Source organism: Microbacterium shimangi (assembly GCF_043556445.1).
In the GTDB taxonomy this organism is placed as follows: domain Bacteria; phylum Actinomycetota; class Actinomycetes; order Actinomycetales; family Microbacteriaceae; genus Microbacterium.
Genome location: NZ_JBIGII010000004.1, coordinates 259,755 through 285,560, shown reverse-complemented (window position 1 = coordinate 285,560; position 25,806 = coordinate 259,755). Strand labels below are relative to the sequence as shown.

Sequence of the window (25,806 nt, the reverse complement as noted above, 5' to 3'; positions counted from 1 at the left end):
CCGCGCCGCGGGTCAAGCGGTGCAGTCGCCCGACGCGACGGCGGAGTCGAGTTCGCCGAGCCGCGCGATGACGGGTGCGAGTTCGACGGGTGTCATCGCGTACCCGACGTCGTCATCGGAGTCGGAGCGGGCGAACACCACGCCGGCCACCTCGCCCGACGGGGTGAGCAGCGGTCCTCCCGAATTTCCGGGGCGCACCACGGCTGCCAGCGCGTAGATGTCTCGGGCCGCCGAGCTCGAGTCGTAGATGTCGGGCACGTTCGGCGACCCGACCGACACGACCTGAGCCGTGCCCGACGTGAAGGGTCCGCCGTGCGGGTAGCCCTGCACGACGGCTGCGGCACCCACCGCGAGCGTCGGCACCACGGTCAAGGGCGCCGCGTCGAGGTCGTCGACCGCGATGACGGCGAGGTCGTCGATCGGGTCGAAGTAGACGATCCGTCCTTCGCGGGCGGGTCGTCCGGGCAATTCGACGACGGGCTGCGCGACACCCGCCACGACGTGCGCATTCGTGACGACGCGGTCGGGCGCGACGGCGAACCCCGTGCCGCTCGCGGTGATGCCGCAGGCGTAGGCGACGCCGGTGATCTTCGCGACCGACTGCGCGGCGGCCGTCAGCGCCGGATCATCGAGGGCGACGGCGGGCGCGGTCGGGACGAACGCGGGCTCGAGCAGCTGACCGAGCGTCGGCAGGCCGTCGCCGAAGACCGAGCCGCGCAGTTCTGCCAGGGTGGCCCGCACCGGCGGCGGGGTCACCCCGTCGATCGTCCGCAAGACCGTCGACGATGCGAGCGCACTGGAGATGATCGGCGTTCCGGTCGACACGAGCGCGCCGCCCAGGAACGACACGGCGAGCGCCGCGGCGGCGAAGCTGACGAGCCCCCCGAGGAGTCGCTCGGGGACGCGGAGCTTGATGCGGTCGACCCCTCGCCGCATCGCTCGGCCGATCCCCGAGCCGACGGCGGCGCCGACGAAGAGAAGCAGGATGCCGACCCCGACGACAGCCGGAGCACGCCAGATCGCCTCGGGGATCCACGAGCTGACGAGGGGCATGACCCAATAGGCGGCGACAGCGCCGAGCGCGATCCCGGCGAAGAGACCCACGCTGGCGAGGAGTCCTCGGCGGAAGCCGACGAGGGCCGAAGCGACGAGAAGCACGATGAGAACGACGTCGACCACGATCACGGTTCCACCTCCTCGGCCAGGCTACGGGGGGTGGCTGACAGACCCCTGGTTTGCCCTTCGAGTCGCTCTGACTATAAGATGATCGTGAGGTAATGGTCATGATGACACAAAGCACCGCTCCGGCCCCCGGCCCTGTTGCAGCCCCTGGCACAGAGGCCGCACGCGTCGCCGTCTCGACGGTGATCTTCAGCCTGCGGCGCACCGACGATGCCGCGTCGTCCGATCTCGTGCTACCCCTCGTGCGGCGCACCCGTGACCCGTTCGACGGTTCGTGGGCGTTGCCGGGCGGCTGGCTCGATCCCACGGAGGGTCTGGATGCCGCGGCCTCCCGCACGCTCGCCGAGACCACGGGTCTCTCGGCGAGCTACCTGGAGCAGCTCTACGCCTTCGGGGCCGTCGATCGCTCCCCCACCCGCGTCGTGTCGATCGTCTACTGGGCGTTGCTGCGCGCCGATGAGGTCGACGCGCAGGTCGCGGCCCACGCGCTCTCGGCCGACGCGCCCGAGAACGTGGCGTGGTTCGATGTCGCCGCACTTCCGCAGCTCGCCTTCGACCACAACGCGATCGTCGACTACGCCCTCTGGCGGCTGCGCAGCAAGGTCGGGTACAGCCGCATCGCCCACGGCCTGCTCTCGCCCGAATTCACCCTCGCCGAACTGCGAGAGGTGTACGAATCGATCCTGTCGCGCAAGCTCGACCCCGCGAACTTCCGGCGGCAGGTCGAGAACTCCGGAACCCTCTTCCCCACCGACCGCTTCCGCACCGGAAGCCACCGCCCCGCCCGCCTGTACCGCTACGACCCCGACGTCGAGCTCGCCGAGCGCGGTCCGCTGACCGCCCGCCATTGATGGGAGCCCCCATGACCGCGATACCCCTCACCCTCGACCGGCGCGACCCCGGCCCGCTCGCCGATCCGTCGGTCGACCACGAGATCCAGGCAATCGTCGCGGGCGACTCCCTCACCGCGACGTGCACCACCGACCTCGCGGCCGGGCCCTGGAACTTCGACAGTCGCCCCGGCTACGGCCCCGGCGCGTCGATGGGCGACGTGATTCCCACCGGGTCTCCGCGCCAGGGCGAGTTGCCCCCGGAGTACCGCGACGCCTCCGACGAAGAGCTCGAGGCCCGCATCGTCGCCGCCAAGGCCACCCTCGGCGATCGCGTCGTCGTGCTCGGGCACTTCTATCAGCGCGAAGAGGTGATCCGCCACGCGGACTACGTCGGCGATTCGTTCCAGCTCGCCAACGCCGCGCAAGCGCACCCCGATGCCGAGGCGATCATCTTCTGCGGCGTGCACTTCATGGCAGAGACCGCCGACCTTCTCTCCCGCCCCGAGCAGTCGGTCATTCTGCCCAACCTCGCCGCCGGATGCTCGATGGCCGACATGGCCGACATCGACCAGGTGGAGGAGTGCTGGGAGCAGCTCGAAGACGTCTTCGGCGACCTCGAGGCCACCGACGCCGATGGCCTCGTGCCCGTCATCCCGGTGACGTACATGAACTCCTCCGCCGCCATCAAGGGCTTCGTCGGACGCCACGGCGGCATCGTCTGCACGTCGTCCAATGCACGCACCGTGCTCGAATGGGCGTTCGCCCGGGGCCGCCGGGTGCTGTTCTTCCCGGATCAGCACCTCGGCCGCAACACCGCGAAGGCGATGGGGGTGCCGCTCGAGCAGATGCCGATGTGGAACCCTCGCCGGCCGCTCGGCGGCAACGACGACGCCACCCTCACCGACAGCCGCGTCATCCTCTGGCACGGCTTCTGCTCGGTGCACCGCCGTTTCTCGGTCGACCAGATCGATCGCGCTCGTACGGAACACCCGGGCGTGCGCGTGATCGTGCACCCCGAATGCCCGATGGACGTCGTGGATGCGGCCGACGAGGCGGGCTCCACCGACTACATCCGCAAGGCCATCGCCGCAGCGACCGAGCCGACGACGTTCGCGATCGGAACTGAGGTGAACCTCGTGCAGCGGCTCGCCGCGCAGCATCCGGAACACCGCATCTTCTGTCTCGACCCGGTCGTCTGCCCGTGCTCGACGATGTACCGCATCCACCCCGGCTACCTCGCGTGGGTGCTCGAAGGGCTCGTCGCCGGCGTGGTGTTGAACCGCATCACGGTGCCGGCATCGGTGGCCGAGCCCGCCACCGTGGCACTCGAACGGATGCTGGCGGCCAAGCCATGAGCGCCACCGACAGCGCCGGCATGTCCCGATTTCCGCAAGGAATGGGGCCATTTCCTGCGGAATTCGGGACATGGGTGGGATCGGGAACAGGCGCACGCGTCGTCGTCGTCGGGAGCGGCATCGCGGGACTGACGGCCGCCTTTCACGCCCTCGCCACCGGATGCCGCGTCACCATCGTGACGAAGACGTCGATTGCGGAGTCGAACACCCGCTACGCGCAGGGCGGACTCGCGGCGGTGTGGGACCCGGACGACACCGTCGACAGCCACGCCCACGACACGCTCGTCGCCGGCGCCGGACTGGGCGATGAAACCGCCGTGCGCACACTCGTCTCGGAAGGCCCCGCGCGGGTCGCCGAACTCATCGCCCACGGCGTCGCCTTCGACCGGAACCCCGACGGCTCTTTCAGCGCGGGTCTCGAAGCCGCGCACTCCTTCGCCCGGGTGCTGCACGCCGGCGGTGACGCCACGGGGTTCGCGATCGAGCGGGCACTGGTCGCGCGCATCCGGGCGAGCGCCGCCACGGTCGCCGAGAACACCCTGGCGACCGGCCTGACACTCGACGGCGACCGCGTCGTGGGCGTCGACGTGCTCCGAGACGGCGAGCGCCGCACCCTTGCCGCCGACGCCGTCGTCCTCGCCACCGGAGGCGCCGGCCAGCTGTACGCGCACACCACGAATCCGACCGTGGCGACGGGCGACGGCATCGCTCTCGCGCTGCGAGCCGGTGCGGCGGTCGCCGACCTCGAGTTCGTGCAGTTCCACCCGACGGTCTTGTCGGGGCAGGCTGACGCGGCGCCGTTCCTCATCTCCGAAGCCGTCCGCGGCGAGGGGGCGGTGCTGCGCGACGTCACCGGCCGACGCTTCGCGTTCGATACGCACCCCGACGGCGAGCTCGCGCCGCGCGATATCGTCGCCCGAGCCATCGACGGCGCCATGGCGGCGCAGGGGGGTCGGCCCGTCGTGCTCGACGCGACGGCGCTCGGGGCGAGCTTTCTCGCCCGCCGCTTTCCGACCATCGACCGCACCGTCCGTGAGCGCGGCCTCGACTGGTCGCGCGAGCCGATCCCGGTGACCCCGGCGGCGCACTACCTCATGGGCGGTGTCGTCACCGATCTCGACGGGCGAACGACCGTCGCCGGGCTCTACGCCGCCGGAGAGGTCGCCCGCACGGGCGTGCACGGCGCGAACCGACTCGCCTCGAACTCGCTGCTGGAGGGCGCGGTGTTCGGAGCCCGCGTCGGCGACGCGATCGCGTCCGACCTCACCTCCCCCGCCTGGCAGGGTCCGCGGGTCACATCGCCGCCCGCTCTCCCGACGCCTCCGACCGCCCCGCACGCGATCGCCTTCACTCGAGCCGCACTGCAACGACTGATGTGGGCGGATGCTGCGCTCACCCGCACCGCGGAGGGCCTCGAGCGCGCTGCATCCGTCCTCGCCGGCTGGTCGGCCGTCGCCACCGACTCACGGACCGTCGCCGACCACGAAGACGCCAATCTGCTGCTCGTCGCTCGACACGTCGTCGATGCCGCGCGGCGCCGGACCGCCTCGCTCGGTGCCCACCACCGCTCCGACACCCCCGACGAGTTGCGTCATACCGTCGGAGAACCGGCCGGACATCGACGAGACGGCGCCGCTGGCGCGCCCGAAGAGGCGGTAGAGACCGAAGGAGTACTCGCATGCTGACACCATCGATCATCGACCGCGTGGTCATCGCGGCGCTCGAAGAAGACGCACCCTGGGGCGATCTGACGAGCGAGAGCCTCATACCCGCGACGGCGACCGCCCGCGCCGAGCTGGTCGCGCGCGAGGCGGGCGTCTTCAGCGGCGGAGACGTCTTCGCCGCCGCGTTCCGACTCACCGACCCGCGCATCACGGTCGAACTGCTCGTCGACGACGGCGACGGATTCGCCTCGGGCGCCGTCCTCGCACGGGTCAGCGGGCCGGCGCGAGGAATCCTCACGGCGGAGCGGATCGGGCTCAACTTCGCCCAGCGCATGTCGGGGATCGCGACGATCACCGCCTCCTACGTCGCCGAAGTCGCTCACACGGGTGCGCGGATCGTCGACACCCGTAAGACGACGCCCGGGCTCCGCGCGTTCGAGCGCCACGCAGTGCGCAGCGGCGGTGGCCACAACCACCGCCACTCGCTCTCCGACGCCGTGATGGCGAAAGACAACCACCTCGCCGTTCTCGCGGCCGGAGGGGTGTCGGTGACGGCCGCCCTCCAAGGCGCGATCGCGCGGCTCCCCCACACCACGCACATCGAGGTCGAAGTCGACCGCGTCGACCAGATCGAGCCCGTGCTCGCCGCCGGCATCGGCACGATCATGCTCGACAACTTCTCGCTCGACGACCTCCGCCGCGGCGTCGCCCAGATCGCCGGGCGCGTCACGGTCGAAGCATCCGGCGGCGTGAATCTCGACACCGTGCGCGCGATCGCCGAAACGGGCGTCGACGTCATCTCGGTCGGCGCGCTCACCCACTCCGCGCGCGCTCTCGACCTGGGCCTCGACATCACCATCGACGCCGCGCCCGTCATCGCCGCACGCTGACCGTGCGCTACTTCGACAACGCCGCCACGACCCCGGTGCGAGCCGAGGTGCTCGAGGCGATGATGCCGTACCTCACGCGGTGGTTCGGCAACCCCTCGAGCCATCACACCGTCGGCGAGGCCGCCGCATCCGCCCTCGAGGATGCCCGCGCCCGCGTCGCCGGCCAACTGGGGGTTCGCCGGAGCGATGTCGTGTTCACCTCCGGCGGCACGGAGGCCAACAACCTCGCGGTGAAGGGCATCGCCATCGCGGCCCACGCGAGCCGGGGCGCCCGGCGCGTGGTGACGACCCCCCTCGAGCACGAGTCGATCCTGCAGTCGGCGGATTACCTCCGACGCATCCACGGGTTCACGGTCGACCTGCTGCCCGTCGACGCCGCCGGACGCGTCGACCCGGCTGCGGTGGCCCGTGCGGTGACCGACGACACCGCCCTGGTGTCGATCGGGTACGCGAACAACGAGATCGGGACGGTGCAGGATGCTGCTGCCCTCGTCGCCGCGGCCCGTCACCGGGGTGTGCCGTTGCACCTCGACGGCGTCCAAGCCGCGGGGTGGCTGCCGCTGCGCGACACCGGTGCCGACGCCCTCTCGATCGCGGGGCACAAGCTCGGCGCACCGAAGGGGACCGGGGTGCTCGCGGTGCGCGGACGCATTCCCCTCGAGCCGCTGATGCACGGCGGCGGTCAGGAACGCGGCCGCCGATCAGGCACCGAAGACGTCGCCGGGGCGGTCGGGATCGCCACCGCGCTCGAGCTCGCAGAAACCGAGCGGGCGGAGTCGGCGGCCCGGGTGGGTGGGCTTCGCGACGCGTTCGTCGCGCGGGTGCTCGCGACCGTGCCGCGCGCGGTGCTCACGGGCCACCCCGTGCATCGTCTCCCGGGAACGGCGAGCTTCGTCTTCCCGGGTACGAGCGGCGAGGCGATCCTCCTCGAACTCGAACGACGCGGCGTGGTGTCTTCTAGCGGCTCGGCGTGCGCCGCGGGCAGCGACGAGCCCTCCCACGTGCTCACGGCGATCGGGGTCGGCGACGACGACGCCCGCACCGCTGTGCGCTTCACCTTTCCGCGCGACCTCCACACCCCGCTCGACGACGTCGCCGACGCCCTCGCCGCGTCGGTCGCGGTCGTAGGATCGGCCGCGTGAGCAGTCCCGTCGTCACGATCATCGTCCCCGGATACGACGTCGCCGAGTACGCCGCCGACGCCCTCGCCTCACTCCGCACGCAGACCCGTACCGACTGGACCGCGGTTCTGGTCGACGACGCGTCGACCGACGCGACGGGTGAGATCTTCGCCGCCGCCGCAGCATCCGACCCCCGGTTCCGTGTCGTCACACAGCCGCAGCGACGAGGTCTCGGCGCGGCGCGGAACGTCGGTCTCGATCTCGTCGAGACGCCCCTGGTCGGGTTCCTCGACGCCGACGACATCCTCACCCCCGGCGCTCTGGCGGCATTGACCGGAACGCTGGGCGCATCGGGCAGCGATTTCGCCGTCGGCGCTTATGTGCGGCTGCGTCCCGATTCGGCGGGGGGCTACACCGCCGGCACCGTGCAGCCGTGGGTCGCGGCCGCCACCGACCCCGCGCGCATCGCGACGACGATCGATGAGCACCCCGCGGCGTCGGGCAACATCGTCGCGTGGTCGAAGGTGAGCCGCACCGGGTTCTGGCGCTCCGCCGGACTGCGTTTTCCGGAGGGGCGGCTGTACGAAGATCAGGTCGTGGCCCAGCTGATGTACACGCGGGCCCGCACGTTCGACGTGGTGCCCGACGTCGTGGTGCAGTGGCGCCACCGCGCCGACGGGTCGTCGATCACGCAGCGCACCGCCCGCCTCGAAGTGCTCGTCGACTACCTCGAGGCGATGCGGGCCGGCGTCGCGATCCTGGATGCCGCCGGCCACCGCGACGCGGTGAGGGAGCGGGTGCGGCTGATCGCGGCGATGGACCTGCCACCCCTGGTCGAGACGGCTCGCACCCACCCCGACGACGCCTACCGGCGGGCCGTGGGGTCTTTCGCGCGAGATCTGCGCGCGCTTTCCCCCGCCGTGCCCGACCCGGTGGCAGCGGCCGCCGAGCGGTGGTGAAGCACGACCGCGCACAACTCCTGCATACCGGGCGCGTGCGCGACCGCCGAGGCCCGAGTTTCCGGGCCCCGGCGGCGAAGCGCCCCGCGGAGTGCAGGAGTTCTGTCGCGCGTTTCGATCAGCCGAGCGCGGTCAGCGTCATCGTGGCGCGGTAGGTTCCGTTCGCCACCTCGACGGGGAGCTTCAGCAGCAGGTCGGCACCGAGCCGGGCCGAACCCAGCTCGTGGCCGGCGTCGGCCGAGCCGAGGGTCGCCGAGACGGCAAGGCCTGCTCCGCCGTCGAATGCCGGTGCGATGGCGACGCCCGCCCGGGCTCCCGCTCCGGCATCGATCACCTTCGGCGTCCAGCCGAGGTGCTCAGCGCCGAACGTTCCCGCTGTGCCGGTGAAATCGCTCACCTGCGCGGAGAGCGACCAGGCGCCCGCCGCGCGGCGGGTGTCGGTGACGCGGATGGGGTGGATCTCACCCGTGGCCTCGTAGTAGCCGGGGCCCTGCACGGCTTCGCCCATGTCGACGGGCGCGTTCGAACCGTCGACGCTCCAGACGAACTCGCCCTCCGCGATCAGCGGGACGGCGACCTGCACCTGCTGCGATGCCGTGGACGGGTCTTGCGCGACAGTCTCGGACACCGCGCGCAGCACGGGCCGCTTCTTCTCGGCGTCGAACTCCCAGACCCCCGCGAGGTCCCAGCCGATGCCCTCGTACGTCGAAGCCGTCGCCAGCTCGTCGGCGGTGCGGTCGGCGCCGTTGCGGTTCGAGGCGGTGCCGCCCGTGACCGCTGCGCCGTTCACCGTGGCCGTCGCCAGCGAGAGGTTGTCGGTGTACGTGGGCACCCCGTTCTCGCGGGCGAGGATGCGGGCGCGCGGGTTGTTCGCGGTGGTGACCGAACCGCTCACCACGACGTTGCCGCGCACCTGGGTTCCGGCATAGCCGTAGCCGCTCAGAATGCCGCCGTTCTGCACCTCGGCCTTCACGTCGGCGCCGGCGACGTAGTTCTTCGTCAGCACGCCCGTGGCCGAGTTGAACGCGACGAGTCCGCCCGCCTCCCAGTTCGAGACGACCTTCGCGTCGACGGTGTAGCTCGAGCGCACCTCGCCGGTGTTCTCGGCCGCGATCGGCGCAGTGCGCCATCCGCCCGACACCTCGGCGCCGCGCACGAACACCTCGTCGATCAGACCGGCGTTGGCGACGGCGACCACCGCGACGCGTGTCGTCTGCACATAGGGCGCGGGCACGGTCGAGACCGGGTCGACGAACCCGAGCTGGCGGATCACGCCGGAGTTGTTGACGATGAACGCCTTCGACGCTCCGCCCTCGACCTCGAGCCCCGAGATCTTGTGGCCCTTGCCCTCGATCGTGCCCATGAACAGCGGCACGGGCGCCCACGGCTTCGTCAGCGTGATGTCGGCGGTGAGGGTGAAGGTGGCCATCGGATGCTGCGCGATGAGCGCGAGATCTGCCTCGTCGTCGATCGTGTAACCGTTCGCCCCGCCCTCGCCCAGCGGGTTGTCGATCGCCTCGGTCGTGATGCGGGCGACGAACCCGCCGCCGCTGCGGACCGACGCCGTCAGGGTGCTCGAGGCGTCGACCTCCGACACGGTTCGGCTCATCGCCGTCGACGTGGTCTTGTCGGCGTAGACGTCGGCGTTGTAGGTGGTGCCGGCGGGAAGGAAGTCGAGGGGGATCGACATCTCGCCCGGCGCCGTCGAGCCCGAGGTCACGGCCACCCAGAACTCACCGTCGGAGGTCTCGCGGACGACCGCGGTGAGGCTGCCGATGTCGCTCTGCGGCAGCATCCGACTCTGCTTCCAGGTCGTGGGCAGGTTCGCGATGACGTCGCCCGCGATGTCGTGGTACTGCCCGCCGGGAGCGAGGTAGTCGGGACGCTCCGACAACTGCAGGAACGGCATCGAGTACACGACCGTCGACGCGAGCTGGTGCGCCCAGGTCACGTTGCCGCCGGCTCCCGAAAGGAGGAAGGGGGTGTAGTCGGCGGTGCCGGCGATCATGCGGGAGAAGGGCGCGAGCGTCTGCTGGTTCGCGCTGTACCCCGACTGCAGGCCCTTGATCGCTTCGCGCCCGAGCTCGTTCGGGTAGGTGCGGTTCAGCCCGGTCGGTTCGAGCGGGTTGTGGTAGATCACCATGAGCTTCTCGGCCGCGGAGTCCCGGGCGAAGTCTCGGAAGAAGTTGACCTTGGTCTCGGTCTCTTCGTTGGTGTGGTCGACCTTGGTGCCGGCGATGCCCGTCTCGCTCACGAGGTCGAGGTAGGCGTCGCGCAGGTCGGGGTTCTGCAGGCTCACCTGCGGGTAGGCGCTGCCCGAGTCGTACGTCACGCCGCTGGTGAAGGTGCTGTCGACGCCCGCGGCCTTGTCGTAATCGGTCCACAGCCACACCGAGACGGGGAAGGCTTTCGACTCCCCGCGGTCGACGAGGGCCGCGATGTTCGCGAAGCGCTCGGCCGTCGTGGTACCCCATGAGGCATGGGTGAGGTTGCCCTCGATGAGGATTCCCGGGATCCGCGCCGCGGATGCGTCGTCGAGAAGCTTCTGCATTCCCGCGACGCTCTGGTCGTTCGTCGTCAGGGTCGACCAGGCGTTCGTTCCCGGTTCGATCCAGCTCGTGTCGCCGTCCGGGAAGACCGACGTATCGACCGCCGGGTTCACCGCGGTGACGATGTCGGAGTTGGTGAAGTCGGTCAGGTTGTCGGCGATCGTGACGACGCGGAACGGTGAGTAGGGGCGCGCGGCTGTGACGGCGAAGGTGCCCTGCTTGTTGTCGGTGGCCCAGTAGTAGGTGGAGATGACCCCGCCGCGGGTCGTCTTCAGCGCGATCGCCGGCCAGTCGAGGATGTTGGCCTCGGTGATGTTGGCGAAGTGGCCGTCGGGGGTTTCCACCGTCGGCAGCACCGTGATGTCACGGTCGCCGGCGCCGTCGAAGCTCGCCCGGCTGAAGCTGTTCTGCAGGTCGTCGATGGTGCTCGCCGTGACCGGCTGGTAGGTCAGGGTCGAGGCGGGGTCGAACGCGAACGCGGTGTCTTCGCGGGAGACGACCTTGCCGGCGAGCGACGGGTCGAGCACGTAGCGCACGGCGATACCGGTGTCGAACGCCCGGATCTCGACCGACACGAGGGATCCGTCGCCGCGGACGAGCGGGATGACGCTCGTGTTGCGATGGTCGCGGCCGGAGTCGTTCAGCCCGATGAGGGGGTACGTCTCGTCGGTGCTCGAGGTGGCAGCGGCGCCGAGGGTGACGGCCGCTCCCCAGTCGACACCGTCGACCACGAGGCCGAGTGCCGAATCGCGGACGATCGTCTTTCCGTCCTGCGTGACCGAGTACGAGAGCTCGCCGGTGGCGTCGGTCGACACGGTGGCGACGGTCTTGCCGTCGGGGCTGGTGACGAGCGAGGTCGCGGTCAGGTCGGTGACCGTCGGCGTCGGGGTCGGGGTGGGTTCGATCGTCGGCTCGATGGTCGGCTCGATGGTCGGCTCGGTCTTCTCGGCGACCGCGCTGAGGTGCGGACGCAGGGTCGCCGCATCCATCCGCCACGTGCGGTCGAAGTCCCAACCGATGGCTTCGTAGGTGGCCCGCTGGGTGAGCTCGGCCGCGGTCTTGCCGAGGCCCTGGCGGTCTGTCGCGGTACCGGTGACGGTGTTCGCGGCGGTGCCGGTCGTCAGGCGCAGGGTGTCGAGCGCGAGGTTGTCGGCGTACGACGCGCCCTTGCCGCCGACGCTGGTGTTGTTCTGGCCGTTCACCCGGCCGATGTTGCTCGTCGACTGTCCCGAGCCCTGGGTGACCGAGCCGTCGAGAGCCACGGCGCCGCGGATCGTCGCGTTGCTGTAGCTGTACCCCGCCACCATGCCGATGTTGCGTGTTCCGGTCGCGATCGCGCCGCTGACGTACACGTTGGTGATCTTCTGCACGCCGGCGTTGTCGTTGCGGGCCGTGATGCCGCCCGTCTCCCACCCCGAGGTGACCGAGCCTCGGAAGTAGCTGTTCTGAATGGTGCCGCCGCCCATGTTGTCGGCGACGATTCCGCCGGTGCGCCATCCGCCGTCGACCGAGCCGACCACGTAGACCTGATCGATGAGCCCGTGGTTGTGGGCGGCGACCGTCGCCTTCTTCGTCGCCGTCGTCTGGCTCTCCGCGGCGCTGTTGCCGCTGATCGAGACCTGGCTGAAGCCAATCCGCTCGACGGTTCCGCGCTGCGCGTTGATGAGCGCCGCCGTCTTGTTGGTGCCGTTCGACGCCTGGAAGGCCGCAGATGTCGTGTAGTCGATCGTGAGACCGAAGACGGTGTGTCCGGCACCGTCGAGCACGCCCGAGAACGTGTTCATCATGGGGACGGGCGCGGTGAGCGCGATGTCGGCACCGAGTTCGTAGTGCGCAGCTGCGGCGCCCGTGCCCGCGGTGTCGGCGTTGACGGTCTGGATGAACGTCGAGAACTCGGCCGCGTCGTCGATGACGTAGGGCGTCTCGGCGGTACCGGCTCCCTCGAGGGCGGATGCTGCACCCCCGAGCAGAGTGGCGGTGATCACGCCGGCGGCGACGACGGCGGTGGCGACCCCCGCGCCGATGAAGAGGGGAAGTCGGCGCTTCGGGGTATCGAGCAGAGGGGGCATGGTTCTCCATGACAGACGGGCGCGCGCGCAGGCGCGTCCGTCGGAACGGGCGGTTTCGGGTAACCGTCACGCTCGCGCAAGGCGAGGAACGCGCAGTGTGCGCGTAGGTGAACGAGACCTCGCCCGTGGACGAACACTGCGCGCCACCACGAGCGACGCCGTCGTCTCTTGCCGGGACTCAGCCGGCGTTCTGCTCCTCGGTCAGCACGCGCGTCGCGGCGAGCTGTTCGGCGGCGAGACTCGCGTACAGCCCGCCCGCGGAGAGCAGCTGCGAGTGCGTGCCCGACTCGACGATGCGCCCGCCGTCGACGACGTGGATCACGTCGGCGCCGATCACGGTCGAGAGCCGGTGGGCCACCGAGAGCGTGGTGCGTCCGCGCGCAGCAGCATCGAGTGCCTCTTGAACGATGCGCTCCGACACGGTGTCGAGGGCGCTCGTCGCCTCGTCGAGGAGGAGCACGGGCGGGTCTTTCAGCAGCACGCGCGCGATCGCGATGCGCTGCTTCTCTCCCCCCGACAGGCGGTAGCCGCGTTCGCCGACGACGGTGTCGTAGCCCTGCTCGAATCCTGCGATGACGTGGTGGATGTTCGCGGCCCGGCAGGCTGCTTCGAGCTCGTCGTCGGTGGCCTCGGGGCGGGCGTACCGCAGGTTCTCGCGGATCGTGGCGTGGAAGAGATAGGTCTCTTGCGAGACGATGCCGATGTTGTCGATCACCGATTCGGCGCGCAGGCTCCGCACGTCGGCCCCCGCGAACATCACCGACCCGCCCGTCGCCTCGTACATGCGCGGCGCGAGGTAGAGGATCGTCGTCTTTCCGGCGCCCGACGGGCCGACGAAGGCGACGTGACGGCCGGGTTCGGCGACGAACGAGACGCCGTCGAGCGTGGGATGACCCGCCGCGGACGCATCGGGGTAACGGAACTGCACATCGCGGAATTCGAGTCGTCCGACGGGGCCGGGCGCATCCGCCACATCGATCGCGTTCGGAACGTCGCGGATCGCGGGCACCAGGTCGAGGTACTCGAAGATGCGGGCGAACAGCGCGGCCGAGGTCTGCAGGTCGAGCGCAACGCGCATGAGCCCGAGGAGCGGCATGAGCAACCGCGCCTGAACGGTGGTGAACGCGACGATCGTGCCGGCCGTGATCGTGTCGGCGCCCCCCGTGACGAGATAGCCCGCCACGAGGTAGATGACCGCGGGCACGCTCGCCATGAGCACCTGCACGACGGCGAAGAAGCCTTGACCGCTCATCGCGCGGCGGATCTGCAGGCGCACCTGATTGGTGTTCTCACCCGCGAAACGCGCCGACTCGGCGCGCTGGCGGTTGAACGACTTCGACAGCAGGATGCCCGACACGCTCAACGTCTCTTGTGTGATCGACGTGAGCTCCGACAGCGACTCCTGCGTCTCACCGGCGATGCGCGCGCGCACCTGCCCGACACGGCGCTGCACCAGCACGAGGATCGGCATCATCACCACGGCGATGAGCGTGAGCCGCCAGTCGATGAGCACCATGGCGACGAGCGACGCGACCACGGTCACGGTGTTGCCCAGAATGCTCGTGACCGTGTTGGTCAGCACCCCCGACACTCCCCCGACGTCGTTCTGCAGGCGTGACTGGATGACCCCCGTCTTCGTGCGGGTGAAGAAACCGAGCTCCATGGCCTGCAGGTGATCGAACAAGCGCAGGCGCAGATCACCCGTCACGGCGTTGCCGACGGTCGCGGTCAGCCAGGTCTGCGCGACGCCGAGCACCGCCGACAGCAGGAAGAACACGATCATCAGCACGACGAGACGGGCGAGGACCGGGATGTCGGGCGAACCGCCGTCGACGGGGAACAGCCCGTCGTCGAAGATGCGCTGCACCAACAGCGGGGGGATGACGGCGACCGCCGCACCCGCGATGACGAGAAGCGCCGTGATGGCGATGCGCCACCGATAGGGGCGGAACAGCACGACCACCCGGCGGCCGAGGTGGGCGACGCGCGGGGCATCGGCGTTGCGCTTGCGCTGCGCCTCGATGTCGACGCCGCGAAAGGCACCTCCACCGCCAGCCATGCTCATGCCGGTCAGCCTACGTCCGGCCGACGACACCGGAGGCGGTCTTGACCGTCCGGAGATTGTTCACTCCCGCGGGAATTCCGTGTCGTCCGTCGTCGTTAGGGTGTGGGTGCCACCCGTCCCGGTGGCGACCAGCGCCCCAGACTGCACGATGAGGAGCCATCTATGGCCGCCCCCGCAACCGACAGCATCCGTACCGCTGCGCCGACGACCTCCGCCTCCGGGGTGACCCCCGAGCAGAGCCGCGTCATCTGGCTGCTCCTGGTCGCCGCATTCGTGGCCATCCTGAACGAGACGACGATGGGTGTGGCGATTCCCGCCCTCATCGAAGACCTCGGAATCTCGGCTGTCGAGGGCCAGTGGCTCACCACCGCGTTCATGCTCACGATGGCCGTGATCATCCCGATCAGCGGGTTCCTCCTGCGCCGGTTCAGCACGCGGCAGATGTTCATCGCCGCGATGTCGCTCTTCTCCCTCGGAACGCTCGTCGCCTTCGTTTCGGTCGGTTTCCCCATGCTCCTCGGGGCTCGCGTGATCCAGGCCTCCGGCACGGCGATCATGATGCCGCTTCTCATGACCACCCTGATGACGGTCGTCCCGCCGCACCTGCGCGGCCGCATGATGGGCCGGGTGAGCATCGTCATCTCGCTCGCCCCCGCCATCGGCCCCACCGTGTCGGGCTTCATCGTCGACACGATCGGCTGGCACTGGAACTTCGGCATCGTTCTCCCCATCGCGCTCGTCTCGCTCGCGATCGGCGCCAAGTGGATCCGCAACATCTCCGAGACCGAGCACGGCCGGATCGACATCCTCTCGGTCGTCCTGTCGGCCGTCGGTTTCGGCGGCGTGGTCTTCGGACTCAGCCAGCTCGGCGGCGGCGGCCACGGCGGTGCCGAGGGGTCGAGCGAACCCTCGTCTCCGCTCGTGCTCATCGTCGCACTCGTCGTCGGCGCGGCCGCGCTCGTGCTCTTCGGGTGGCGCCAGCTGCGCCTGCAGCGCACCGATGACGCTCTTCTCGATCTGCGCGTGTTCCGGGTGCGCAACTTCTCGTTCGCCGTCGCCCAGCTCGGCGTGATGTCGCTGGCGTTCTTCGGGACGATCACGCTGCTCCCGCTTTACCTGCAGCAGGGTCTCGGGCTCGAAGCGGGCGCGAGCGGGCTCGTTCTTCTCCCTGGCGCGCTGGCGATGGGACTCGCCGGCCCGTTCATCGGCCGCATCTACGATCGCGTCGGCACGAAGGTGCTCCTCGTTCCCGGTGCGATCCTGGTCAGCGGCATGCTCTGGGCGTACGCGCTCGTCAGCACGACGACGACACCGATCTGGCTCATCGTCATCATGCAGACGCTCCTGTCGCTCGGACTCGCCCTGTCGTTCACCCCGCTCATCACGGCGTCGCTCGGCTCGCTCCAGCCCCGGCAGTACTCTTACGGCTCAGCCATCGTCAACACTCTGCAGCAGGTCGCGGGAGCTGCGGGAATCTCGATCCTCATCACGACCATGGCCTCCGTCATGGCCGCGTCGACCGAGACGGCCGCCGTCGCAGAAGCGACGGGCGCGCGCGGCGCGTTCTTCGTCGCCGCGATCATCTCGCTGCCCCTGCTGGTCGGTGCGTTCCTCGTCAAGAAGCCGGCCGACGCGCCGTCTGAACTGCCGCTCGCGCACTGACGACCCACGGCCCCGATGGGCTCGGTAGCCTGGCCTCGTGCAGACTACCGAGCCCGTTCTCGTTCAGCAGCCCGTGCTCACCGACGCCCAGTGGGAGCGATTGACCGCCTTCGGCGTGCCCGAGGCTGTCGAGGCCGGCGACTACGGCTTCCGCTCCGGAGATCGTGAGTACGACCTCCTCCTCGTCGACACCGCGGAGGTCGAGGTCGTCCGCGACTCGCTCTGGTGGATCGGCGAGACGATCCTCGCCACGATGGGCCCGCGAACGTTCGTGGGCGAACTGGGTCTGCTCAATCATCAGGGCGCGTTCCTGTCAGCGCGGGTGTCGAAGCCGGGCACGATCCTCCGCGTCTCGCGGACCGCCTTGCGCAAAGTCATGAGCGAAGACGACGAGCTGTGCGATCTGCTGCTCCGGACCCTCTGGTACCGGCGCGAATCGCTGCGCAAAGGCCCTGCCGCCCTGACGTTGAAACTCGTCGGTGTGGAATCCTCCCGCGAGTTCCTCGCTCTCCGTCGCTTCGCCGAGCGCCTGGATCTCGTGCACAGCGCCGTCGAGGTCGACCTCGCCGACCAGGCCGACATGGCCAAGCACAAGTTCTCCGAGGGCGACCTGCCGCTCGCCTACATCCAGGGCGAGCCGCTCCTGCGGGCGACCCCCGGGCTGGTCGCCGATCGTCTGGGGTTGAGCTACCAGGGCGAGGCCGACGAGGTCGTCGACCTGGTCGTGATCGGTGGCGGGCCGGCCGGTCTCGCCGCGGCCATCTACGGAGCATCCGAGGGGCTCAGCACCGTTCTCCTCGACGCCGTCGCACCGGGCGGCCAGGCGGCCGCGACGTCGCGCATCGAGAACTTCCTCGGCTTTCCCTTCGGCGTCAGCGGCCGCGATCTCATCGGACAGGCGTCGCTCCAGGCGCTCAAGTTCGGCGTGCGCGTGTACGCACCCTGCGAGGCCGTGAATCTGCGCAGCACCGACGAGGGACTCGAGATCACCCTCACCGACGGCCGCGTCGTGCACGCCCGGACGGCGATCGTCACCTCGGGTGCCGCGTACCGGCGCCTGCCGCTTGAGCGCTGGGACGACTTCGAGGGGGCGGGCATCTATTACGCCGCGACCCAGCTCGAACTGCGCCACGTGACCGACTCCCCCGTCGTCGTGGTCGGCGGAGCCAACTCCGCGGGTCAGGCGGCGCTTTTCCTGGCCTCGGGCGGATGCCCGGTGCGCCTCGTGGTGCGCGGCGACGACCTCAGCAGCCGGATGTCGGCCTATCTCGTCGACCGCCTTCTCGAAGACGGTCGCGTGGAAGTGATGACGGGTTCGCGGGTCACCGCGCTCCACGGGGAGTCCGAACTCGAACGGGTGCGCATCGACACCGCCGGCGATGTCGACGCGCGCGGACTGTTCTGCTTCATCGGGGCGGAGCCCGCGACGACGTGGCTCACGAGCCTCGACAGGGACAGCGACGGGTTCCTGCGCACGGGTACCGACATCGCGGCCATGGACGTCGGGTCGCCGTGGCGCCGGCTGGGGCGCGAACCGCTCCCGTTCGAGACGTCGATCCCCCGCGTGTTCGCGGCGGGAGACGTGCGGCGTGGATCGATGAAGCGCGTCGCAGCCGCCGTCGGAGAAGGATCGAGCGCCGTCGCGTCGGTGCACCGCGCGCTGGCAGGCTGACCGATCAGCCGGGGAGCGGAACGCCTCCGGTCTGGCACTGCGGGCAGTACTGCGCCGACCCCTTCGACCCGGGCACGTCGAGAACGGTGCCGCCGCACACGGGGCACGCCTCGCCTGCTCGCCCGTGCACGCGCATCGCCGCGACCTTCGCCGCCTTCTGTTGCGACAGCGGGATGCCGCGACGGGCCGCGGCGGCGTCGGTCAGAACGCTGACGACCGCCGCGAACAAACGGTCGCGATCGTCAGCGGACAGATCAGCCGCGTGAACCACCGGCGAGAGCTTCGCGAGGTGCAGGATTTCGTCGGAGTAGGCTCCGCCGATCCCCGCCATCGACTCCTGCTCCTGCACCAGCGCCCGCAGCTGCTTCCGACGCGCGCCGAGCGCGGCCTCGAACTGTTCGCGCGTGTAAGCGGGGTCGAGCGGATCAGGACCGAGCTTCGCGATCGATGAGACCTCGCCCGCATCGCTGACGACCGAGAGGCCGAGCGAGAGGAACGACCCGGCATCCGTGACGGTGAGCACAGAACCGCTGTCGAAGCGCAGCTGCGCGAGCACCGCAGCATCCGAGTCCTCGTCGAGGAGCGCCCACCCGGCACGGCCGAAGCTGATCACGAGAGAGGCACGGTCGGTGGCGATCTCGACGTGTTTGCCGTGACGGCGAACGGCGGTGACCGTCGCGCCCACCAACTCGTCGAGCGGCCGGGCACGTGTCTTCAGCGCGCGGAACTCTTCGAGCTCGACCGCCGCGATTGTCTGCGTGACGAGGCGCTCATCGAGGATCTCGGCGAGCGCCTGCACTTCGGGTGACTCGGGCACGAGACCATCCTCCTCTTTCCGAGGCTCTCCGGACCCCTCGACAAGCTCAGGGACCGGGTGCCTGAACACAGCACAGCCCCGGTCGCCGATCTCGTCGAGGCGTCCGGGGCTGCACCGCATCGATCAGTGGGTGGGCGAGCCGCCCGTGACCGCGATGGTCTCACCGATGACGTAGCTGGACTCCTGCGACGCGAGGAAGACGAAGGCCCCCGCGAGCTCGACCGGCTGTCCCGCGCGACCGATCGGGGTCTCTTCGCCGAAGTTCTCGATCTTCTCGTTCGGGACGAACGCGGGCTGGAGCGGCGTCCACACCGGTCCGGGTGCGACGCCGTTCACGCGGATGCCGCGCTCGATGAGCTGCTGCGCCATCGCGCGCGTCCAGTTCGCGATACCGGCCTTCGACACGGCGTACTCCGCGAGATTCGGCGAAGGAACGAAGCCCTGGATGCTGGAGGTCGTGATGATCGACGCGCCCGGCTTGAGGTGCGGCGAGGCCGCCTTCGTGAGCCAGAACAGCGGGTAGATGTTGGCCTTGAGCACGTGGTCGAGGGTCTTCGTCTCGAAGTCGTCGATGCTGTCGACCGTCGGCATCGTGCCGGCGTTGATCACGAGGATGTCGAGTCCACCGAGTTCGGCGACCGTCTTCGCGACGATCTCCTGGTCTACGGTCTCGTCCTGCAGGTCACCGGGGAGGAGCACGGCCTTGCGGCCTTCCTTCTCGATGAGGGCGGCGACCTCTTCAGCCTGCTCCTGCTCCTCGGGGAGGTAGCTGATGGCGACGTCGGCGCCTTCGCGCGCATAGGCGATGGCGACCGCCCGGCCGATGCCGGAGTCGCCTCCGGTGATGAGCGCTTTGCGGCCCGGAAGGCGGTTGTTGCCGATGTAGCTGGTCTCGCCGTGGTCGGGAGCCGGGTCCATCTTGCGGATGTCGCCGGGGCCGGTCTGCTGCTGCGCCGGGAACGGCGGCCGCGGGTACTGGGTGTTGGGATCTTGGGGCGTGTACATGTTGTCGGCCATGGCCCCACGGTAAGACGACGAACCGCCGCCGCTCCCGGGGGTTGCGGCGGCGGTCTCAGCCGACTACGCGAGGCGACTGCGCGCGCGGTTCAGCGCTTCTGCGGCGTGCGGTTCTCCGCGCTGACCATCCACGCGAGCTGTTCGAAGCGCTCGAGGATGGAGTGCAGGATGTCGGCGCTCGTCGGGTCTTCGTCGTCGACGTCGTCGTGCACCTCGCGCACGGTCGAGATCGCCGACTCGAGACGCACGGTGATGAGGTCGACGACCTCGCTCGTGTCGACCTCGCCCTGCGGGAACTCCGGCAGGGTCGTGGTCTCGGCGATGGTGTCGCTGCGGCCGTCGGGGAGGGCGTGCAGCGCGCGCATGCGCTCGGCGACGGTGTCGCTGAACTCACGGGCCGCTTCGATGACCTCGTCGAGCTGCAGGTGGGTGTCGCGGAAGTTCTTCCCCACCACGTTCCAGTGGGCCTGCTTGCCCTGGATCGAGAGCTCGATGAGATCGACGAGCACGCGCTGCAGAAGCTCGCTCAACTCGGCGGACGCGGTGAAGCCGTTCTCGGCGTTCTCGGTCGCGGTGAGGCCTGCGCCGCTTCCTCCCTTGGCGGGACGGCGGCGGTTGCGGGGGGCGTCGGTGGTCTTCGACGTCGTTGCCATGATGTCTCCTCACGTTCGTAACGGGGTTTCGTGCTCGACGCTAGACCCGGCTCGGGCGGCGGGCTCGGGGGTTGTCGAAGCATCCGTTCGTTGTTAGGGAGCCCGGCTAGACCCGCGAGGTGGTTCACGCAAGCCCGTCGCCCCGGGCTCCTCGCCTCCTACGGTGGAAGAGTGCCCGACAACCCTGTTCTTGCTGAGCCCCTGAGTTCGTACGCCCCCATCGGCGATGGGCGGACCGTTGCTCTCGTGGGGATGCACGGTCAGATCGACTGGATGCCGCTCCCGAACCTCGATTCGCTCCCGGTGTTCGCGCGTCTGCTCGATCCCGAGACCGGCGGAGCGATCGATCTGCACCCCTCCGACGACTACGAGGTGACGCGGCGCTACATCCCGCGCACCAACGTGCTCGAGACCACGTTCACCACCGCGACGGGGAAGGCCAAGGTGACCGACGCCATGGTCACCGGCGTCGCCGGGCGTCTGCCCTGGGCAGAACTCGCCCGCCGCATCGACGGCATCGAGGGCGAGGTCGCGTTCGAGTGGATCGTGCAGCCGGGCACCCAGTTGCAGACCGCCTCCCCGTGGATCGAAGACATCGACGGGGCCTGCGTCATGCGCGTCGGCCAGATCTCTTTCGCCGTCGTGGGCAAGAACCACGGTCGCGACGACTCGGAGTCGGGAACCGTCGAGGGGCCGAGCATGCGCGGCCGATTCACCACGGCCGACGAATCCCGCCACCTCATCGTGCTCGCCGCGACCGACGACGAGCCCCTCCACCTTCCCGATCCCGACAACGTCGACCGCGGCATCGACCGCACGATCGAGGGGTGGCGCGACTGGTCGCGGGAGTTCTCGTACGAGGGTCCCTGGGCGCGCGATGTGCAACGCAGTGCGCTCGCGCTCAAACTTCTCGTCTACTCCCCCACGGGTTCGATGGCCGCCGCGGCGACCACGTCGCTGCCCGAGAACCCCGCCGGCGGCAAGAACTGGGACTACCGCTTCGCGTGGGTGCGCGACCTCGCCTACGCCGCGCACGCGCTCATTCTGTTCGGCCTCCGCGAAGAGACCCACGCGGCGATCTCGTGGCTGCTCCGGACGATTCGCGAGAACGGGCCCGATCTGCACGTGATGTACACGCTGCGCGGCGAGACCAAGACCGAGGTGCAGAAGTTCGACGTCGCCGGCTACCGCGGGATCGGCCCCGTCGTGACGGGGAACCCCGCCCAGGGCCAGTTGCAGCTGGGCGTGTACGGCGACCTCTTCGCGATCTGCCGCACGTACGTGGATTCGGGCAACATCCTCGACGTCGCCACGGGCCGCATGCTGGCCGACATGGCCGACCGCGTCTGCGATCTGTGGCGCAACCCCGACTCCGGCATGTGGGAGCTTCCCGAGGTGCGTCACTACACCTCGTCGAAGATGGGATGCTGGCAGGCCCTGAACGATGCGGTGTCACTGGCCGAAGCGGGGCAGATCCCCGGCAGTGCCGCCCGGTGGGCCGCCGAGCGCGATCGCGTACGCCTCTGGGTCGACGAGCACGGCTGGTCGGAAGAGGCTCAGGCCTACGTCATGTATCCGGGCACGACAGACCTCGACGCGTCGGTTCTGCTGCACGGTCCGAGCGGCTTCGACCGGGGCGAGCGGATGTCGTCCACCATCGACGCGATCACCCGTGACCTCGGTGCCGGCAACTTGATCTACCGCTACACCGGGGTCGACCAGGAGGAGCACACGTTCGTCGCCTGCGCCTTCTGGCGTGCGGCGACCCTCGCGTGCGTCGGCCGCCACGACGAGGCCGTCGCCGCCATGGACGACCTCGTCACCCGTGGCAACGACGTGGGTGTCTACGCCGAGATGATCGCCGAGGCCGACGGCGAATCGTGGGGCAATCTGCCGCAGGCGCTCAGCCACCTCGCTCTCGTCAGCGCCGCTCTGACCATCCGCGACCTCGTTCCCCCGGAGCTTCTCGATGAACGATGAACCGCAGGTCTTCCGACGCCTGAACTCGGTGCTCGTGGAGAGCATCTTCTGGGACGATCGCCACGACGAGGTCGCGTGGGTCGACATCACCGCCGGCACCTTTCATCGCGCGCATCTCGGTGACCCTGTCGACGGTTCGCGAGACCGGGTGGTCGAACTGCCGGCGCCGGTGAGTGCGGTGCAACCGGCTCGGGGCGGCGGATACGTGGCGGCGCTGAAGGACCGCATCGTGACCCTCGACGGCGACGGTGCCATCGTCGCGACGCTTGCCGAGATCGAGCATGCCCATGCGGGGATCCGGTTCAACGAGGGCAAGGTCGATCCGTTCGGGCGGTTCATCGTCGGGGGTATGAACATGACCTCTGGCGAACCCGACGCAGCGCTCTACGCTTTCGCGGAGGGCGACGAGCCGCGACTCCTTCGCGGCGGCTTCGGTGTCGCCAACGGTTTCGAGTGGTCGGGCGACGGCCGCGAGATGTACGTGACCGACACGTCGACCAAGACCGTGTATCGCGCGCCCTACGGTCCCGCGCGCGGCGAGCTCGGCGAGTTCGAGCCGTATTTGCGCGGGTACGACTCCGACGGCCTGGTTCGCGACGAGGACGGATGCTTCTGGAACGCCGTCTACGGCGCCGGTGAGGTGCTGCGCTGGAGCCGGGACGGGGAGGTCACGATGACCCTGCGGGTTCCCGCCCCCAACCTCACGTCGGTCGCCGTCGGCGGGCCCGATCGTCGCACCCTGTTCGTCGGCTCCGCCCGCGAGAACCTCACCGAGTCCGATCTGGCCGCCGCGCCCCTCAGCGGCTCGCTGTTCACGTTCGACCTCGACGTCGCGGGTCGACCCGTCGGCGTTTTCGGCGAAGCATCCGCCTCTATCTGAAGCCGCCGCCCTCGCGAAGCAAGCTCCCCTCTCGGTTGCGAGCTCCCCCGACGAGTTCGGCCGAGACGTTCCACAGTCTTTCCGCGGCGGCCGGGTCGAGCGCATGCGGCAACACGCCGTGCAGACCATCCGGGATCGACGTCACCACGCGCGCGGGGCGGCAGTCCTCGAAGTACACGGGCCCACCGGGGGTCACCTCGGCCCTGGTCGAAGCCCAGACAGAGGTCGCCGCCCCTTGCGCAGGAGTCTTCGTCGGGTATCGACGTTTCATGTCCGCGAGGAAGACGGGGTCCCAGTACCGCTGCAGGTTGGTCCAGATGCCGCCCGGCATGACCGCGGCGGCGGTGACGCCGTACGGCGCCCAGCGTTTCGTCGCCTCGAGGGCGAAGAGCACGTTCGCGGTCTTCGATTGCCCGTACGCGAGTCCCGGATCGTACACGTCTCGCTGGAAGAACATGTCGTCGAAGCGAATGCCGCTCGATGCGTGTCCGCTCGAACTGACGGAGACGATGCGCGCGTCTCCCGCTTCGGCGAGCGCGGGAAGCAGTTCGGTGGCGAGCGCGAAGTGACCCAGGTGATTGACGGCCATGTGCATCTCCCAGCCCGCATCCGTGCGGAGCTCGGGCGCGTGCATGATCCCCGCGTTGGTGATCAAGAAGTGGAGCGGGCCGGACCACGATGCCGAGAACGATCGCACGGACGCGAGATCGGCGAGGTCCAGCTCGACGACATCGATCGCAGAATTGCCGGTCGCGGCGCGGAGGGATGCAGCGGTTCGTCGACCGGCATCGATATCCCTGACCGCAAGAGTCACGTTCGCGCCCGCGGTTGCGAACGCCCGCGCGGTTTCAACGCCGATGCCGGAGCTCGATCCCGTCACGATCGCCGACCTGCCACCCAGGTCGAGACCTTCCACCACGTCGAGTGCGGAGGCATCCGGACCGAAGGTACGGGTCTGCATCAGCCGACTCGGGTGTGGGCGATGCCGCCGTCGACATCGAGCACGCTGCCGTGCACGAACGACGCCTCATCCGATGCAAGGTAGCGAACTGCGAAAGCGACATCCACGGGGCGAACGGGTCGGCCGGCGGCGGTGGCAGCGGTCATCACCGCGAGCGCTTCCGCACTGTCGGCGTTGCCCGGAGTGCTCGTCGCGCCGGGCGCGACGGTATTCACGTTGACGCCGCGCGGCCCGAACTCGGCCGCCCAGGTTCGGGTCATCTGCTCGAGTGCGGCCTTCGACGCGGTGTACATCGCGCCGAAGGGGAGGCCGACCCGCGACATCCAGGAGCCGATGTTGACGATCGCCCCGGTGCCCCGCTCCGCCATGGCGGGGGCCAGTTCTGCCACGAGCACGTGCGGTGCCCGTACGTTCGTCATCAATACCGCGTCGAGGTCGCTGTCAGAGAGACCGGGCGTCGGGGGCACTGGGTAGATACCGGCGTTGTTGACGAGGATGTCGACGCGACCACCGAGTATCTCTGTGGCGGAGCGGGCGAAAGAGCGGAGATCGTCGGGGGTGCCCGCCAGATCGGCCACGACCACGTGAGCCGCTCCCCCGGCGGCGACGATCGCGTCGACGACCACCTGCGCTCGGCCCGCGTCACGGCCGTTGACGACCACGGTGGCTCCGGATGCGGCAAGCACACGGGCGATGGCCTCGCCGATGCCGCTGCTGGAGCCCGTCACGACCGCGGTGCGCCCGGCAAGACGGGAATCGGAGGGAAGGGATTGGAGGATTTCGGTATTGGACTTCATGGTCCATTCCTAACACACACTGGACTCATTGGTCCATTAAGCTATAGTGACGGCATGGCTGCCACCGCAACGACTGAGCGCGGACGACAGACCCGTCAGCGGATCATCGAAGCCACCGGCGAGCAGATCCTCGCTTCCGGAATCGGCGGCACCACGCTCGACACCGTGCGAGCGGCCACCCTGACCAGTAAGAGCCAGCTCTTCCACTACTTCCCCGGCGGTAAAGCCGAACTGGTTCGCGAGGTCGCCCACTGGGAAGAACGGCAGCTGCGGGAGGCCCAGGAGCCCGACATCGGGGATCTCGGGTCGTGGGAGTCGTGGGAGCGGTGGCGCGCGCGGCTGGTGGAGTACTACATCGGCCGCGGCCGCTGGGCGTGCCCCATCGGTTCGCTCGCGACGCAGGCGGCCACAACCGATCCCGAGCTGGCGAGCATGATCGCCGAGGCCATGAGGGTGTGGCGCGGGGCCCTGGCCGACGGGGTGCAGCGGATGCAGAGCGCCGGCATCGTGGATGGATCAGCCGACGCGCAGCGGATCGCGACGGTCATCCTGGCCGCGATTCAGGGCGGTCTCGTCCTCAGCCAGCCCGAGGGATCCGCCTGGCCCTTGGAGGCCGCGCTCGATAACGCTCTCGCGCCTCTCCACCGAGTGGCCACGTCGGCGTAGCCGCCGAATCGGAT

General features: G+C 69.6%; 19 protein-coding genes. 11 read left to right on the top strand and 8 right to left on the bottom strand.

Annotated features, from left to right (window positions below):
* Positions 1 to 12 precede the first annotated feature (12 nt).
* Entirely contained in the window at positions 13 to 1,185 is a 1,173-nt protein-coding gene (locus ACFXQA_RS08195) for a MarP family serine protease (protein ID WP_394519327.1), read from the bottom strand.
* Positions 1,186 to 1,286: 101 nt separating this feature from the next.
* Here ACFXQA_RS08195 and ACFXQA_RS08190 point away from each other — a divergent pair, with 101 nt between their 5' ends.
* The 6 genes from ACFXQA_RS08190 to ACFXQA_RS08165 are packed head-to-tail and all read left to right on the top strand — an operon-like array spanning position 1,287 to position 8,004.
* Positions 1,287 to 2,033 (top strand): NUDIX hydrolase, encoded by a 747-nt coding sequence (locus tag ACFXQA_RS08190; RefSeq protein ID WP_394520216.1) that lies wholly within the window; start codon positions 1,287 to 1,289, stop codon positions 2,031 to 2,033.
* 11 nt (positions 2,034 to 2,044) lie between these two features.
* Positions 2,045 to 3,370: a quinolinate synthase NadA gene (nadA, locus tag ACFXQA_RS08185; RefSeq protein ID WP_394519326.1), complete on the top strand. Its 1,326-nt coding sequence runs from the start codon at positions 2,045 to 2,047 to the stop codon at positions 3,368 to 3,370.
* Positions 3,371 to 3,411: 41 nt separating this feature from the next.
* Positions 3,412 to 5,055: an L-aspartate oxidase gene (gene nadB, locus ACFXQA_RS08180; protein ID WP_481825243.1), complete on the top strand. Its 1,644-nt coding sequence runs from the start codon at positions 3,412 to 3,414 to the stop codon at positions 5,053 to 5,055.
* The gene (gene nadC / locus ACFXQA_RS08175) at positions 5,049 to 5,924 is read left to right on the top strand and encodes a carboxylating nicotinate-nucleotide diphosphorylase (protein WP_394519324.1); all 876 of its coding nucleotides are present in this window, start codon (positions 5,049 to 5,051) and stop codon (positions 5,922 to 5,924) included. Before nadB ends, nadC begins: the two co-directional genes overlap by 7 nt.
* Positions 5,925 to 5,926: 2 nt before the next feature.
* Entirely contained in the window at positions 5,927 to 7,066 is a 1,140-nt protein-coding gene (locus ACFXQA_RS08170; RefSeq protein ID WP_394519323.1) for a cysteine desulfurase family protein, read from the top strand.
* Positions 7,063 to 8,004: a glycosyltransferase family 2 protein gene (locus tag ACFXQA_RS08165; protein WP_394519322.1), complete on the top strand. Its 942-nt coding sequence runs from the start codon at positions 7,063 to 7,065 to the stop codon at positions 8,002 to 8,004. Before ACFXQA_RS08170 ends, ACFXQA_RS08165 begins: the two co-directional genes overlap by 4 nt.
* A 118-nt stretch (positions 8,005 to 8,122) precedes the next feature.
* Here ACFXQA_RS08165 and ACFXQA_RS08160 read toward each other — a convergent pair whose 3' ends face one another.
* Together ACFXQA_RS08160 and ACFXQA_RS08155 are read right to left on the bottom strand one after the other, a co-directional pair.
* Positions 8,123 to 12,622, bottom strand: coding sequence for a glycoside hydrolase family 97 N-terminal domain-containing protein (locus ACFXQA_RS08160; RefSeq protein WP_394519321.1), 4,500 nt, complete (start codon positions 12,620 to 12,622; stop codon positions 8,123 to 8,125).
* A 178-nt stretch (positions 12,623 to 12,800) separates the two neighbouring features.
* Positions 12,801 to 14,687, bottom strand: coding sequence for an ABC transporter ATP-binding protein (locus ACFXQA_RS08155; RefSeq protein ID WP_394519320.1), 1,887 nt, complete (start codon positions 14,685 to 14,687; stop codon positions 12,801 to 12,803).
* Positions 14,688 to 14,849: 162 nt separating this feature from the next.
* On the opposite strand from ACFXQA_RS08155, the gene ACFXQA_RS08150 reads away from it, so the two are divergent.
* Together ACFXQA_RS08150 and ACFXQA_RS08145 are read left to right on the top strand one after the other, a co-directional pair.
* Positions 14,850 to 16,349, top strand: coding sequence for a DHA2 family efflux MFS transporter permease subunit (locus tag ACFXQA_RS08150; protein ID WP_394519319.1), 1,500 nt, complete (start codon positions 14,850 to 14,852; stop codon positions 16,347 to 16,349).
* 37 nt (positions 16,350 to 16,386) lie between these two features.
* Positions 16,387 to 18,021 (top strand): FAD-dependent oxidoreductase, encoded by a 1,635-nt coding sequence (locus ACFXQA_RS08145; protein ID WP_394519318.1) that lies wholly within the window; start codon positions 16,387 to 16,389, stop codon positions 18,019 to 18,021.
* A 4-nt stretch (positions 18,022 to 18,025) separates the two neighbouring features.
* Here the strand turns inward: ACFXQA_RS08145 and ACFXQA_RS08140 are convergent, their stop codons facing one another.
* The 3 genes from ACFXQA_RS08140 to ACFXQA_RS08130 all read right to left on the bottom strand — a co-directional run bounded on the left by ACFXQA_RS08140 (position 18,026) and on the right by ACFXQA_RS08130 (position 20,508).
* Positions 18,026 to 18,838 carry a DNA-formamidopyrimidine glycosylase family protein gene (locus ACFXQA_RS08140; protein WP_394519317.1) on the bottom strand — a complete coding sequence of 271 codons (813 nt, stop codon included), beginning with the start codon at positions 18,836 to 18,838 and terminating at the stop codon, positions 18,026 to 18,028.
* 123 nt (positions 18,839 to 18,961) lie between these two features.
* Positions 18,962 to 19,855 carry an SDR family oxidoreductase gene (locus ACFXQA_RS08135; protein ID WP_394519316.1) on the bottom strand — a complete coding sequence of 298 codons (894 nt, stop codon included), beginning with the start codon at positions 19,853 to 19,855 and terminating at the stop codon, positions 18,962 to 18,964.
* 89 nt (positions 19,856 to 19,944) lie between these two features.
* Entirely contained in the window at positions 19,945 to 20,508 is a 564-nt protein-coding gene (locus ACFXQA_RS08130) for a Dps family protein (RefSeq protein ID WP_394519315.1), read from the bottom strand.
* Between the two features lie 171 nt (positions 20,509 to 20,679).
* Between ACFXQA_RS08130 and ACFXQA_RS08125 the strand changes: the two genes are divergently transcribed.
* Both ACFXQA_RS08125 and ACFXQA_RS08120 read left to right on the top strand, forming a co-directional pair.
* Positions 20,680 to 22,488, top strand: a complete 1,809-nt coding sequence (locus tag ACFXQA_RS08125; protein ID WP_394519314.1) for a glycoside hydrolase family 15 protein — start codon at positions 20,680 to 20,682, stop codon at positions 22,486 to 22,488.
* Positions 22,478 to 23,368, top strand: a complete 891-nt coding sequence (locus tag ACFXQA_RS08120; protein ID WP_394519313.1) for an SMP-30/gluconolactonase/LRE family protein — start codon at positions 22,478 to 22,480, stop codon at positions 23,366 to 23,368. Before ACFXQA_RS08125 ends, ACFXQA_RS08120 begins: the two co-directional genes overlap by 11 nt.
* Here ACFXQA_RS08120 and ACFXQA_RS08115 read toward each other — a convergent pair.
* Positions 23,361 to 24,329, bottom strand: coding sequence for an SDR family NAD(P)-dependent oxidoreductase (locus ACFXQA_RS08115; protein ID WP_394519312.1), 969 nt, complete (start codon positions 24,327 to 24,329; stop codon positions 23,361 to 23,363). The genes ACFXQA_RS08120 and ACFXQA_RS08115 overlap by 8 nt on opposite strands.
* Positions 24,329 to 25,126, bottom strand: coding sequence for an SDR family NAD(P)-dependent oxidoreductase (locus ACFXQA_RS08110; protein ID WP_394519311.1), 798 nt, complete (start codon positions 25,124 to 25,126; stop codon positions 24,329 to 24,331). Before ACFXQA_RS08110 ends, ACFXQA_RS08115 begins: the two co-directional genes overlap by 1 nt.
* A gap of 54 nt (positions 25,127 to 25,180) precedes the next feature.
* Between ACFXQA_RS08110 and ACFXQA_RS08105 the strand changes: the two genes are divergently transcribed.
* Positions 25,181 to 25,792 (top strand): TetR/AcrR family transcriptional regulator, encoded by a 612-nt coding sequence (locus ACFXQA_RS08105; RefSeq protein WP_394519310.1) that lies wholly within the window; start codon positions 25,181 to 25,183, stop codon positions 25,790 to 25,792.
* Positions 25,793 to 25,806: the final 14 nt, after the last annotated feature.

Bases quoted from the DNA above. Each gene is read 5' to 3' on its own strand.
- ACFXQA_RS08190 (WP_394520216.1), top strand. From the start codon at position 1,287: ATGACACAAAGCACCGCTCCGGCCCCCGGCCCTGTTGCAGCCCCTGGC.
- nadA (WP_394519326.1), top strand. From the start codon at position 2,045: ATGACCGCGATACCCCTCACCCTCGACCGGCGCGACCCCGGCCCGCTC.
- nadB (WP_481825243.1), top strand. From the start codon at position 3,412: ATGGGGCCATTTCCTGCGGAATTCGGGACATGGGTGGGATCGGGAACA.
- nadC (WP_394519324.1), top strand. From the start codon at position 5,049: ATGCTGACACCATCGATCATCGACCGCGTGGTCATCGCGGCGCTCGAA.
- ACFXQA_RS08160 (WP_394519321.1), bottom strand. From the start codon at position 12,622: ATGCCCCCTCTGCTCGATACCCCGAAGCGCCGACTTCCCCTCTTCATC.
- ACFXQA_RS08155 (WP_394519320.1), bottom strand. From the start codon at position 14,687: ATGAGCATGGCTGGCGGTGGAGGTGCCTTTCGCGGCGTCGACATCGAG.
- ACFXQA_RS08150 (WP_394519319.1), top strand. From the start codon at position 14,850: ATGGCCGCCCCCGCAACCGACAGCATCCGTACCGCTGCGCCGACGACC.
- ACFXQA_RS08135 (WP_394519316.1), bottom strand. From the start codon at position 19,855: ATGGCCGACAACATGTACACGCCCCAAGATCCCAACACCCAGTACCCG.
- ACFXQA_RS08130 (WP_394519315.1), bottom strand. From the start codon at position 20,508: ATGGCAACGACGTCGAAGACCACCGACGCCCCCCGCAACCGCCGCCGT.
- ACFXQA_RS08120 (WP_394519313.1), top strand. From the start codon at position 22,478: ATGAACGATGAACCGCAGGTCTTCCGACGCCTGAACTCGGTGCTCGTG.
- ACFXQA_RS08115 (WP_394519312.1), bottom strand. From the start codon at position 24,329: ATGCAGACCCGTACCTTCGGTCCGGATGCCTCCGCACTCGACGTGGTG.
- ACFXQA_RS08110 (WP_394519311.1), bottom strand. From the start codon at position 25,126: ATGAAGTCCAATACCGAAATCCTCCAATCCCTTCCCTCCGATTCCCGT.
- ACFXQA_RS08105 (WP_394519310.1), top strand. From the start codon at position 25,181: ATGGCTGCCACCGCAACGACTGAGCGCGGACGACAGACCCGTCAGCGG.